Origin of the sequence: Paraburkholderia sp. Cy-641 (genome assembly GCF_011752945.1) — a bacterium.
Taxonomy (GTDB): domain Bacteria; phylum Pseudomonadota; class Gammaproteobacteria; order Burkholderiales; family Burkholderiaceae; genus Paraburkholderia.
In genome coordinates this window covers 47,719-60,659 of record NZ_VWWM01000051.1, presented here as the reverse complement: position 1 = coordinate 60,659, position 12,941 = coordinate 47,719, and the positions used below count along the sequence as shown (strand labels likewise).

The 12,941-nt window shown below is 52.8% G+C and carries 9 protein-coding genes and 4 pseudogenes; 2 read left to right on the top strand and 11 right to left on the bottom strand.

Features of this window, described 5'->3' with window-relative positions:
- The 9 genes and pseudogenes from F3J20_RS24310 to F3J20_RS24270 form a co-directional block, all read right to left on the bottom strand.
- Window positions 1-216: pseudogene (locus F3J20_RS24310) on the bottom strand (electron transfer flavoprotein subunit beta/FixA family protein); the annotation flags it as partial.
- A gap of 466 nt (window positions 217-682) precedes the next feature.
- Window positions 683-955 (bottom strand): enoyl-CoA hydratase/isomerase family protein, encoded by a 273-nt coding sequence (locus tag F3J20_RS24305; RefSeq protein WP_275691483.1) that lies wholly within the window; start codon window positions 953-955, stop codon window positions 683-685.
- Between the two features lie 283 nt (window positions 956-1,238).
- On the bottom strand, window positions 1,239-2,015 hold the full coding sequence (locus F3J20_RS24300; RefSeq protein ID WP_167284755.1) for an enoyl-CoA hydratase: 777 nt from the start codon (window positions 2,013-2,015) through the stop codon (window positions 1,239-1,241).
- An 85-nt stretch (window positions 2,016-2,100) separates the two neighbouring features.
- On the bottom strand, window positions 2,101-3,246 hold the full coding sequence (locus F3J20_RS24295; protein WP_167284754.1) for an acyl-CoA dehydrogenase: 1,146 nt from the start codon (window positions 3,244-3,246) through the stop codon (window positions 2,101-2,103).
- Window positions 3,247-3,622: 376 nt separating this feature from the next.
- Window positions 3,623-4,669, bottom strand: coding sequence for an AraC family transcriptional regulator (locus F3J20_RS24290; protein WP_167284753.1), 1,047 nt, complete (start codon window positions 4,667-4,669; stop codon window positions 3,623-3,625).
- 578 nt (window positions 4,670-5,247) lie between these two features.
- Entirely contained in the window at window positions 5,248-6,150 is a 903-nt protein-coding gene (mmsB, locus tag F3J20_RS24285) for a 3-hydroxyisobutyrate dehydrogenase (protein ID WP_167284752.1), read from the bottom strand.
- A gap of 36 nt (window positions 6,151-6,186) precedes the next feature.
- Entirely contained in the window at window positions 6,187-7,713 is a 1,527-nt protein-coding gene (locus F3J20_RS24280) for a CoA-acylating methylmalonate-semialdehyde dehydrogenase (RefSeq protein WP_167284751.1), read from the bottom strand.
- Between the two features lie 81 nt (window positions 7,714-7,794).
- Window positions 7,795-8,980, bottom strand: a pseudogene (locus tag F3J20_RS24275) (MFS transporter).
- A 484-nt stretch (window positions 8,981-9,464) separates the two neighbouring features.
- Entirely contained in the window at window positions 9,465-9,644 is a 180-nt protein-coding gene (locus F3J20_RS24270) for a hypothetical protein (RefSeq protein ID WP_167284750.1), read from the bottom strand.
- A 213-nt stretch (window positions 9,645-9,857) separates the two neighbouring features.
- Between F3J20_RS24270 and F3J20_RS24265 the strand changes: the two genes are divergently transcribed.
- Window positions 9,858-10,811 carry a LysR family transcriptional regulator gene (locus tag F3J20_RS24265; RefSeq protein WP_167284749.1) on the top strand — a complete coding sequence of 318 codons (954 nt, stop codon included), beginning with the start codon at window positions 9,858-9,860 and terminating at the stop codon, window positions 10,809-10,811.
- A 324-nt stretch (window positions 10,812-11,135) separates the two neighbouring features.
- Here F3J20_RS24265 and F3J20_RS24260 read toward each other — a convergent pair.
- Window positions 11,136-11,352, bottom strand: a pseudogene (locus F3J20_RS24260) (sigma 54-interacting transcriptional regulator); the annotation flags it as partial.
- A gap of 63 nt (window positions 11,353-11,415) precedes the next feature.
- Here F3J20_RS24260 and F3J20_RS32240 point away from each other — a divergent pair.
- A pseudogene (locus tag F3J20_RS32240) lies at window positions 11,416-11,535 on the top strand (IS5/IS1182 family transposase); the annotation flags it as partial.
- A 130-nt stretch (window positions 11,536-11,665) separates the two neighbouring features.
- Here F3J20_RS32240 and F3J20_RS24255 read toward each other — a convergent pair.
- Window positions 11,666-12,685 (bottom strand): AraC family transcriptional regulator, encoded by a 1,020-nt coding sequence (locus F3J20_RS24255; protein WP_167284748.1) that lies wholly within the window; start codon window positions 12,683-12,685, stop codon window positions 11,666-11,668.
- Between the last annotated feature and the right edge of the window lie 256 nt (window positions 12,686-12,941).

Genomic DNA, 12,941 nt, shown 5'->3' with positions numbered 1-12,941 from the left:
CAGCGTTTCCTGCGACTGCGCCACACCCGCCGACACCGCGATCACCTCGGTCGCCACGCCCGCTTCCTTCAGGCGCACCGCCTCTTCCACCGCGATTTCGTCGAACGGATTCATCGACATCTTCACGTTTGCGATGTCGACGCCCGTGCCGTCCGACTTGACCCGGACCTTCACGTTGTAGTCGACCACCCTCTTTACAGCTACAATAATTTTCATATCTGTCGCCTCCAAGATATTTCACGAACATTCGCCCGCAATCTCGCACAGTCACGCTTTTCTGAAACCACATTGGAACCACCTACTCATCGGGCAAACTTGCTTCCCAAACATCGCAGCAATTGAACGGACGGACGAAACGGTGAGTGTCGAATATCACTCAGCCATCCAGAATGCCTTAATTCTCCTATTATCCAAGCTATCTTCTATCGACCAAACAATTCTTTCCGTAGTCCGAGACGACGCAAAATTCCTCTTAATTAATGACATGAGTCGCTTTGATGCTGTATGAGCTACGTCTCCTGCCGAACACACCAAATATTTCTCGAAGGGACTTCAGTAATATGTCTGGTAACGCAGGATCAAGACGGCGTCTAGAAATCGTCCTCAATCTTTCCTCAAAGGACGATAGCCAACCGGACGATACGAAGATGTCTGCCAGCCCACAAGACCGCATCTCGTCCGGTCAACGTTGCCCTGAAAGAGACGAATAAAAGATGATCTCTTCAGGAAGTTTCACTGGAAAATAACTAGCACCAGCGTCCGATAGCAAATCTATTCTCGCCTCTGGCATGGCAATTTTTGTACTTTCAGTTGCAATCCGAAGCCACGCCCTGTGAACGATTCCCGTGCCGCTAGTCACTGTGATGTCATTAATCAGCACAATAATCGGTTTCGGAAACTCACTCATTGCATAATCGACTAGATATTTGTGGAAAGACGAATACTGTCCGATCAACGCCCTCTGTCCTATCGATTTATAAACATCTCCTACGCCACCATTTTCGCGCAACTCTTTTTCAATGTTTACTTCAAATATCAGAGATACGATTTCGCCATCAATCCGGAGCTTCTTAATAACTCTCCAAAAATCAATTTCACCTCCTTTTCGGCATATCCATAGATTTTTATTTATTAACAGATATAATCGAAACTATATTTACCAAGCCAAATATAACTACGACTCCAACATCTTCTCTTATGTCCGTATTGGATGCCGCGCTCGAGTTAGATTTCACTATTCACTTTTCTGACCAGACGGGAGAACGCTTCTCCAGAAAGGCATTCACACCCTCCCGTTGATCAGCTCCGTCGAACAAGTCGACAAAGCGCTCTCGCTCCACGGACAATGCGCCAGAGCGAGGCACTCCATTCCGTGCCTGATGAATCAAGCTTTTGCTGAACTTTACAGCCTCTGGGCTTAGAGTCGCGACTCGTGTTGCCATTTCTAGCGCATAGTCAAGAGCAGCACCCTTTTCAACCATTTCTTCAACCAATCCAATTCGTAAAGCTGTTTCAGCATTTACGCGCTCACCTGTGAGGACAATTCTTTTCGCCCAACCTTCACCGACGAGCCACGGTAGTGTCTGGGTACCGCAGCCGCACGGCAGCAAGCCAACTGCAGCTTCAGGAAGTGCCATTACAGCATGGCGCTCAGCGATACGCACATCGCAAGAAAGAGCGCATTCGAGCCCTCCTCCCATTGCGTACCCATTAATTGCTGCTATCACCACGGATCGAGCATTTTGCAACGCTTCGAATGCCGAACCGAACCGCATCGCCGCATTCCTTGCAACCTCTTTGTCTCCGTCGGCAAACGTGTTGAGATCTGCGCCAGCACTAAAGAACTTGGCTCCGTCACCCGTGACAATAACCGAACGCACTTGTGCCTGCTTGTCCAAGGTGCCGATTGTCTCTTCAAGGGACTTAAGGCCATCGCTAGTGAACGCGTTGGCCGGCGGACGTTTAAGCGTTATAAGTGCGACTTTTCCTTCGTGAAAAAAATCGATTTCAATCATTGAGCATCACCCATTCGACAATGTTTAAATTTCACCGATAAATTCGATTGCAGCAAACCCAAGACTCATTCTTTAATGGAAATCTCTACCCATCCAACCGAATGTTTTTGGCAATAACCATTCGTTGAACCTCGCTCGTTCCCTCGTATATCTGAGTAATTCGAGCGTCACGATAGTGTCTCTCGACGTTGTAGTCTTCCAGATAACCATAGCCACCGTGTATCTGAATTGCTTTCGAACAAACTTGCTCAGCAACTTCCGATGCAAATAGCTTTGCCTGCGATGCTTGCGAAAGACACGGAAAACCATCGCTCCTCAGACGTGCTGCATGATGAACGAGCAAGCGGGCCGCATTAATATTCACTTCCATGTCGGCCAGCATATTAGCTACTGACTGGTGATCTTTAATTACTTTGCCGAATTGAGTGCGCTCACCTGCATAGCGAAATGCTGCTTCGAAAGCAGATCTTGCAATACCAACTGCTTGCGCGGCAATGCCAATCCGGCCGCCCTCAAGATTGGACAGCGCGATTTTCAAGCCCTGCCCACGCTCACCCAGGATTGATTTCTCTGAAATTTCGCAATCCTCAAGCGAAATTGGACACGTATCCGAAGCGCGAATTCCAAGTTTCGATTCAGATGGCCCGACTATGAAACCCGGCGTGCCGGTTGGGACGATAAATGCAGAGATACCGCGTTTCCCCAATTGGGGATCGGTTACCGCGAAGACAATCGCGATTTTTGCGCGAGAGCCATTCGTCACAAACTGCTTCGATCCATTCAGGATCCAGCGGTCGTCTTTTTTTACGGCTCGAGTACGAATGTTGTTCGCCTCAGAGCCAGCTTGAGGTTCGGTGAGACAGAAAGCCCCGATCGAGCGGCCGGAAGCAAGCTCAGGAAGATACTGCTGCTTTTGCTCTTCGGTTCCGTACGCGAGGATTGGACCACAACCGACAGAACTGTGCACGCTCATCATTGCAGCACATGACGCGCAGCCAGTGGCGATCTCTTCAATAGCGAGAGCATACGAGACATAGTCGGTGTATGAACCGCCCCACTCAGTAGGAACGATCATACCCAGCAGACCCAGCTCGCCCATCTGCCGCACAACTTCATCGGGCAATGCGCTATCGCGATCCCATTTTGCGGCGTTAGGTTTTAGAAGATCAATCGCAAAATCGCGCGCCGCCTGCGCAATCATCCGCTGATCTTCATTGAGATAGTGTTGCATAGCTCTTCCTTGTTCAGATCGCTCCGCTGGGCCGGCACACCGATGTACACGACACTTCAGTCGCAGGATTTACCGTTGATTCACCGTTCATAGCGATTATAAAAATTCCACTGAACATGTACGATGCTGTGACCGATCATTTTCAGTGAGCGGTTTTGCAACACAGCCTGATCGCCCCATTGCCTCCATTTGTGCCATATTCCAGGTCGATTAATTTTCCAAAATCTGGGTGTACGAACGCACCATCGACATACCTCTAATCGGTGATCGCCGAGTTGAAAGTATGATCGGTAATCCGCCGGAGCCGACTTGCAAGTTCGCCGACCTGCGCTCCCTCGCTTTCGCTGGCTCCTCACATACGCCATATATCTGTCGATCAAAGATCATGTTTTCTACATTCTTGCGGGGCTTCTTTTTTTTTAACTGCTTCCGCCCTGTATTTTCCAGGCGTTATGCCCATCCACTTAAGAAATGCTCTGTGAAAAGCGCTGGGTTCTGCATAGCCGACGGCCAATGCAACATCTAGAACTGAGTTATCAGTATTTCTTAGTAACTCTGTCGCAAGGCGGCAACGTGTGTGATCCTTCACAGATTGGTAACTCACGCCCTCAGCTCGTAACTTTCGTCGCATAGTTGCGGGCGCCTGTCTCAGGGTTCGAGCCAACTTATCGGCATCAGGCCAACTCGTGACGTTAGAGGTTTCTAGAATTTGAGTGATTCGTCCGGCCAACGAATTCGACCGTCGATATTTTGTTACGAAATTTCCCGGGGCGTTTTGCAGGAAAGATTCAATAGTTTTAGTGGATTGCACAATTGGGAGATTCAGAAATTCTGCGGATAGATCGACGTGTGTGGTATCTGCAGAGAAAACCATATCTTCAGAAAAGATCAACCTGTATTCATCGACGGCCGTTGGGACGTCGCAATCCAAGACAGTTCGAATGACGGGAATACGTCTCCCAACAAGCCAGCAGATAAGTCCGTAGATAAGGATAAAGTAGGTCGCGTAAGCGAACATCGTCGGCTTGGTGTGGCGATACATCATCTCGAGTCGCACGTTCTCACTATTTTTTACGATACGGCCCTCGATATTGTCGAGGACAAGTCTCATAAATCTGACCGCGCGTTCCAATGCCTGTTCCCCATTTATCGCGCCCAACGCTGCGTTTGCCATTAACGCGAAACTACCGCGGCGCATTGGGTGTGGATCCTCGCCAAAATATTCATCGTCCAAATCATCGGCGATTGCCACCCAGATTTTTCCGTACTCATCGGAAGAAATTCTGCTGTTTGGTGAACTGATATTTTCTTTTTCCATACCCACTCTACGGAGGATCGCAGACACGTCCGAGCCGTGCGAGGCCGCGATGGATAGCGTCTCATTCAAAAGTTGAACCGAAACGGTTTGGGCGTCAGTTTGCATTTAATATATCCACGCACGGCGGATGATCAAATTTACAAAGACAAGAAAGGCTTATTCCACTTCCATTTCGGAGTGTTGTGGAACGCATATTCGTTCGACTAAACCACCTCCATTGGCACACTCAGAATGGGTTGCGAGTGCAAACCTGAGGCATCCTGATGGCTTCTTTCTGAATATTTAACATGTCGGTGCAAATCGGTGAAAATAATTTCACAAATTAATTAAATAAATAAAATTTGGTCAACGAGTCTACATCAGACACATCGTGTTATTTCAGTACTTTTCCTGCAATGGAATATCTAGAATTCGACGTGCATACCCCGGCGCGGACACTCACCGTCGACAAGATCTCTTCAATAATCTGTGGTTCGACGCCCGCTCGAAGAACTGTCCCGATATATGATTCAAACTTTTCCTATCGTCCGAAACTTGCGTTCATCACGAGAACAGCAATGCGACGCTTTTTTCTTCAAGCTGGGGAGAATTCCAAATGTTTCCCCAGACGTAGAACTATGGATTCCTCCTCCCGACAACGGGCATGCCAATGCACACTGACGGGAGGAATCATCTATTGCCTGTTATTGCACGTCGGATGATCGGTTTTTCCTATACAGCTGAATCACAGACGAAAAGTCGAGTTTTCCATTTCCATACGTCGACATGGTTTGGTATAGCTGTTGCGCAAGAGCACCCATGAACGCGGGTTGTCGCGCGCTTTTTGCGGCGTCGGTTGCCAAGCCCAAGTCTTTCAACATCAGGTCCGTACCGAACCCCCCCGTATAGCCACGCGACGAGGGTGCAGTTTCGATGACGCCAGGGTACGGATTGTAAGTGTCAGAACTCCATGAGCGCCCAGTCGATGTGTTCATGATTCCTCCGAGCACCTTCGGATCAATGCCGAGCGCTTCACCCAATGCCATCGCTTCTGCAACCCCCGCCATTGTGACGCCCAGCACTAGGTTGTTGCATATTTTCGCAACCTGGCCGGTGCTCACATCGCCACAGTGAACGATGTTGCGCCCCATGCCGGCGAGCACAGGCTGGATCGCTTCAAACTGCGCAGCACTCGCGCCAACCATAAAGGTCAAAGTACCCGCCGCCGCGCCACCAGTGCCTCCCGAAACCGGTGCGTCGACGAACACATTGCCACGCTTGGTCGCAAGTTCCGCGAACTCCTTCACGCTCAGAGGATCGATCGTGCTGCAGTCGATGATAGTCACGCTTTGCGTAATCCCTGCAAGCACGCCGTCATCGGAAGTCAGCACGTGTCGTACGTGCGCCGCCGCGGGTAGCATCGTTATCACGCATTCGACATCTGCAGCAGCAATTTTTGGCGATTCTGCCGACTTCGCCCCTGCATCGACGAGTGCCTGCACAGCCTGTGCGCTCAAATCAAAGACCGATAGGGAATGACCAGCCTTTAGCAAGTTGAGCGCCATTGGCATACCCATATTGCCCAATCCGATAAACCCAATCTTCATGATTGTGTCTCCTTACGCTAAAACTCAATACCGCGCTTAGCGCAGACTGATTGTCGTGTTGACTCCGTCGTTGACGGTCACGTCATCGAACCAACGCACTGTCACGGTCTTCGTCTGTGTGTAGAACTGCACGACCTGCTTACCATACGGACCCAGATCGCCGAGCTTCGAGCCGCGCGAACCCGTGAAGCTGAAGTACGGCACCGGCACCGGAATCGGAATGTTGATGCCGACCTGGCCGATGTCGATTTCGCTCTGAAACTTGCGTGCCGCCGCACCGCTTTGAGTGAACAGTCCGACACCGTTACCGAACGGGTTTGCATTTACCAATGCGATCGCTTCGTCGAGCGTGGCTGCTATCAGAACAACCAGCACAGGACCGAAGATCTCCTGGGTGTAGACGTCCATGTCTATCTTTACGTCAGTGAAAATCGTGGGGCCAACAAAATTTCCGTCTTCGTAGCCACTCACTTTGACATTACGCCCATCCAAGGCGAGCGTCGCGCCCTGTTTAACACCTGATTCGATCAAACTGAGAATACGAGCCTTGGCTGCCCGGGAGACGACCGGACCGACATCCGTGCCGGACTCGTGGCCTGCATTCACTTTCAGTGCCTTGGCCTTTTCAACAAGGTCTCCGATCCACTGCTGAGCCGCGCCAACCAGCACGACGACCGAGGTCGCCATGCAGCGCTGACCAGCCGCCCCAAAGCCTGCACCCACGAGAGCATTGATCGCCTGCTCCCGGTTCGCATCAGGCAGAACGACCGCATGGTTCTTGGCCCCCATCATCGATTGCACACGTTTGCCATGTTCGCTGCCGAGACGGTAGACGTGCTTGCCGACCGCCGTCGAACCGACGAAGGACACAGCCTTCACGAGTTCGTGCGTGCATAGCGCGTCGACCACCTCCTTTCCGCCGTGCACAACGTTCAGGACCCCCTTCGGCACGCCGGCTTCAAGTGCCAGTTCAACCAATTGCATTGTCGACAGCGGATCCTGCTCGGACGGCTTGAGCACGAACGTGTTGCCGCAGACGATCGCCATAGGAAACATCCAAAGCGGAATCATTGCGGGGAAATTGAACGGCGTGATGCCAGCGCATACACCGAGCGGCTGCTGCAGCGTGTACGTATCGACGCCACCTGCCACGTTCTCAGCGAAACCACCCTGCTGCAGCGTGCCGATAGAGCACGCATGCTCGACCACTTCAAGGCCGCGGAAAATGTCGCCTTCAGCATCCGGCAGCGTCTTGCCCTGCTCAGCGGTCAGCGTTTTCGCAATACGGGACATATGCTTCCGGATGAGTTCCTGATACTTGAGCATGATTCTCAGACGCGCGCCGATCGGCGTGTTCTTCCACTTTTCAAATGCGAAGTGAGCGCTTCTGATTGCAGCATCAACTTCGTCCGCCGTAGCGAACGGCACTCGTGCCAATACCTCCTGTGTCGCGGGATTCGTCACCTCTCGCCATTCTGTCGTTTTCGATTCGACAAATTCACCACCGATCAACAGCTTGACCGTCGACATCTGAGTATTTGCTTCCTGAGTGATAGCATTCATCTTGAGCTCTCTATTACGGGTTAAGTAAAACAGCGTTTCCGCCCGCGCGAACACGGTGAATCCCCCGGAGACACGCGAAGTTCAATCTGCGTATGAGCGCATCAGCAATGTGTAATGAACCCGATCGTAGCTATGCAACCATATAGCCACTACGTAATAGAGCCGTCCGCCACTCACGAGCAATGCGGTGACGATCATCGGTGCGATTCCTCGGCCAATCCCACCGGCAATCTGTAGCAAGATTGGGATACAGTGACGCGAAGAGTTGCGATTCCAGTGCATACAGCACGGAAAACACAACGCCCATACCGAGGTACGATTGCCCACCACATCATCGCGGGATTAAGCATTTCGAGCGTCGAAAAGAACAGGGCAGCAAAGGCTCCTATCACAACCAGCCCGATCAGAAACAGGCGCTGCTGTGCGATCTGGTCGCTGAACCATCCATAGAACGGCATCGTCACCAAAGAGACGACATCCATTGCGGTAATCACATGCGGAATTTCCGCCTTGGGAATTTTGAGCTGATTGGCCGCGTAGGACAGAGCAAAGGCGACCACGAGATAAAACCAAGTGTTTTTTGCAGTTCGCGCACCGATGATGAGCAGCAACTCACGCGGCCACCGGCGCAGCAATTCGTGAACCGAAGCCTTCACCGGTTGGCTCATTTTCCTGATGTGCTCGAGATCGGGCGATTCTGGCACCCGCACGCGGATAACCCAGCTGATGAGCACTATGCTGGAGAGAAATGGTACACACCATCCCCATGCAAACAGATCGAATTCCGGCAGTGCAGTGACGGCAGCCATCGCGATTGACGAAAGGATCAGGCCGAAGCCCCCCCCCGTTTGCGGCAGACTACCGAAGAAGCCCTTGCTGCCCTTGGGCGCGTGTTCGACCGCCATAAGCACCGCACTACCCCACCCGCCCCCGACCGCCATGCCTTGCAGAAAACACACGGTCACCAGCAGCACAGTTGCCCAGTACCCAATGCTCTGGTATGACGGAATCGGGCTGATAGCCATGCTCGGAATGTCCATCAGAAAGAGTATCGGCAGAAGCATCGACTTGCGGCCTAGACGGTCGCCGAAGTGGCCGAACAGGATGCCCCCATCGGCTGCCCAATGAGGCGGCCGCCATACGTTACGAATGCTGCGAGCGTCCCGAAAATCGAGTCGAGCGCGAGGAAAAAACCCTTGTTGAAAATCAGCGCGGCTGCCGTGCCGTAAAGAAAGAAGTCGTACCACTCGATCGTAGTGCCGGCCATGCTAGCCCAACCAGCCAGAATGTAGTCACGAGTACGAGCCCGTCGAGAAGAAACGCCAGCAACACCCACCGTGGAACGCACATCCATGCATTACCTCCTGCCAATGTTTTGAAACCGATTTCTCATGCCTGTTCTGAAGTGACTTCATCACAAACGGCATAGCAGCTTGCGAGCTAGTATAGTCAGCTAAAAATTCCCGGAAAATAGACGAAAAAGCGCATCCGATGTGCAAAAAAGCACAACGCAGAAGGGGACGATAGAATTGAATCGGGATGACTTGCGATTTTTACTCGAAGTAATGCGTCTCCAATGCTCAGGCGGCGCGGTCCAGTGGTTCGGTATTGACCCTATGACCGTCGCGCGGCCTTAGTTGTGACAGAAGAAGATTGCGCGCCGCTGGACCGAGGCGCTACTTCGTTCCGTACGCATCTCTTTCACGTTTGAAGTACCTTAGTGAAGTTGTAGGTACCCACACACCGATAACTCAGCCGATCAGCACGAGCATGATGCTGACGCGAATGCTATCCGTCCTTCCCAAGCAAACAGATCCCGTTCCGGCAGCGCCATGACAACCACCATCGCAATTGACGAAAGGATCAGCCCCCGTTTGCGTCAGATTGCCGAAAAAAACCTTGTTCCCCTTGGACACGTGTTCGACCACCATAAGCATCGCGCCACCTCACTCTCCCTCAACGGCATGCCTTGCAGGAAACGAGAGGAACTAGCAGTACCGCCGCCCGGTAGCCATTGCTCTGATTTAGAAAAGCGACTTCTACCGTCTGTCCGCTGCTAGCACACCACAAATGTCGCAGCGGCTTGTGAGCCAGTATAGTTACTTAAATTTCCACGGAAAAATAGACGAAAAGGCGCATCCGATATGCAAAAGGGCACAACACAGAGGGCAGCGGACTTGAATTGGGATGACCTGCGCTTTTTTCTCGAAGTAGCTCGCACCCAACGCGCAAGCGCCGCTGCCAAGCGGCTCGGTGTTGATCATACGACCGTCGCGCGACGCGTGCGTGAACTCGAGTCAGTGCTAGGAACTGTGCTTTTTGACAAATCCCGTACTGATGGCTTCACCTTAACACCTGATGGTCAGCGATTGCTTTCCCACGCCGATGCGGTAGAGACAGCAGTGCATTCCGCCAGCGAACAGTTCACCGGCGGCGCTCTGGAATTATCGGGACATGTACGGATAGGTTCAACTGAAGGGTTTGGCTGCTTCTTCCTTTCACCGCAACTCGCTCGTTTTTCTGCTGCCCATCGCGATGTTTCCATCGATATTCTTCCTGTTCCCCATTTTGTAAGCCTGTCGAAACGAGAAGCAGACATGGCAATTACTCTTGAGCGTCCGAAGCGTGGGCAATACGTTTTCACGCGACTCTGTGACTACCAGCTCCGCCTCTACGGCGCACATGACTACTTTTCACGCCATGCCCCGATCCAGTCCATCGCCGATTTGCGCAATCACATATTTATCGATTACGTGGCCGATCTTGCCTTCAGTAGTGAACTCCTCTACCTCAACCGGACTTTACCCAATGTGACGACTCGACTGTGTAGCACCAGCGTTATCGCGCAGTATCAAGCAGCGCTACAAGGAGAAGCGCTAGCAATTCTACCCTGTTTTATGGCAGCCTCTAATCCCCAGCTTGCACCTATTCTCCCTGACGAGGTTGTAGTTACACGTCATTTCTGGATCAGTTGCAGGGAGGACCTCCGCAAGTTGCGACGAATTGCTGCGCTTTGGGACTATCTACGAGAGGTAGCCGAGGCGAACCGGCCTCTACTGATGGGAGAATCAGCTCATATGCAGTATGTCGATACCTAAGAGGCCAGTGCAGAAAGGCCGCCCGGTTCGGCTGAAGATGTTCCAGCAGATGAGCGAGCAGGTTACGCATCCCCGCGCTTCGAAGTGCAGCATGATCGCCACACCGTTCCGGCTAAGGAACTGGTCGAGTCGCGCTGCAACCAAGGTCAATTTCTTTGTACACGCATATAGTTTTGGAGGATCATCGGCGAACGTCGTTTGTCCTGCGGCGATGTGCGCCATCCTCAACAGGTATCTAGGGGGCAGTCATTTCAGCACGTGCCGAGCAACTCCGATGTGGGCCTCACGCGCAACGTTTCCATTGAACTTCAACGCTTCGCGTGAGGCCTTACCGCCCCTGCGCACGCCCGTGAAGGCACCTTCAAAGAGTTCGCTTTCGAGTAGAGCTTCGGGAAAGGCGCCGTAGTTCATGCGACAAATGGAAAGTCCTTGCGACGACTCAGCCGATGCATGTTTTGCGCGACCAACTCTTTACCTGTGCCGCTTTCGCGGAAAATCGGCACGGGGCATCGGATTTAGAGTAACGGCGCATGAGCACCCTCACGCGCTCGATGGAACCTCACTCGAATTCCGCCATCCTCGCGAGTGCCTCTGAATATTCTCATCCACTTCGAGGATCCATGGTTTCCGTCGTCTTCGTATTCGATTCGAACTCCGATCTGACATTCATAAAGCATTCTTTAATATATCCTGCTCGCCCATCTGCTGGAACATCTTCAGCCGAACCGGGCGGCCTTTCTGCACTGGCCTTTTAGGCATTCATTTCGAGCGTATTCGTGCAATGTGTGGATTTTCGCGTTTTACCCGTCCACGTTTCCCGAAGACGCCGAAATCGGCGCACTCGCAGACCAGACTCAATCATAGAGAGTGCGACACATCGGCCCGGATTTGCGAAAGTCGCGGCGAAATGCGCCCGGGCTGGCGCCAGTCCATTTGCGAAATGCGCGGTGAAACGTGCTCGGCTCCGTAAAGCCCAGTTCGTTAGCAATCTCGGCCACGTTGAGCTCACTATCGCGCAGCAATGACTGAGCGAGCGCGCTTCGCATCTCGTCCTTGAGAGATGAAAAATTCTGACCCTCGCTACGCAGGCGACGGCGCAACGTCGCGGGCGTTATACCCAACTGCCGAGCCAGCCTGTCGAAGTCTGGCCAGTTGGCCGTGGGTACGGCTTTCAGATGTGCGCGAATTTTCGCCACCCATCCGGCATCGTGACGGTAGCGCACAAGCAGAGTGCCAGGAGTGCCGCGCAAAAAGACCTTCAGCGCCTGCTCAGACCGAATGAGGGGCAGGTCGAGCCAATTGGCGTTGAAGATGAGGCGGGTCTGCTGCTGGTCGAAATGGACAGGCACCCCGAAAAACTGAAGGTAATCGGCACGCTGGTCGGGGCTCGGGTACGCAATATCGACACGTTGTAGCGGGATACGGCGGCCGGTCAGCCAACAGGCTAATCCCAGCAGAATCAGCCAGAACGTCCGATATGCGAAGGCCGGATACGGACCGGCTTTGCCGCTCAACACGATCTGCGCCTGGCCGTCCGTGACAACTAGCTCGCCATGCGGATCCTCCAGTACCACGCGCAGGAATTGAAGGGCGCGGCGCAACGCCTTGCCGAGCGTGCCCGCGTGCAGCACGGCATGGCACAGCAGCGCGAAACTGCCGTGCCGCATCGGGCGCGTGGACAGACCGAAGAACTCGTCATCGGTCGCTTTGGCGATGACGAGCCAGAGCCGGCCATACTCTTGGGCAGTCACGGGCTCGTGCTCGGCAGCAACCAGCCCTGCCGCCTGCAACACTGGCTCTGGCGCAAATCCCTGCCGCCGCAGGCATGCAAGCGCGTCCTCGACAAAAGCCGGTGAGATTGTTTGTTGCTTCATCTGGCGGCCTCCAGACATGACAAAAGTAATCAAAATTCTAGATTCCGTTTGTCATTGATTGCAATGTTCAAGCTGCATACCATTCAGAGTAAATCTGCCACGCACCAAGCGGAAATGCCAATCAGGAGACAGCCATGCCAGTCGAAGCTATCACCCGGTCGATACGCAGTTACGAAGACGCCGTAGCCCGATCTCGCATCGAAACGGAAGCCTTGACCTTGCACGGAGATCTCACTTGATCAAACGGCTCAGTATC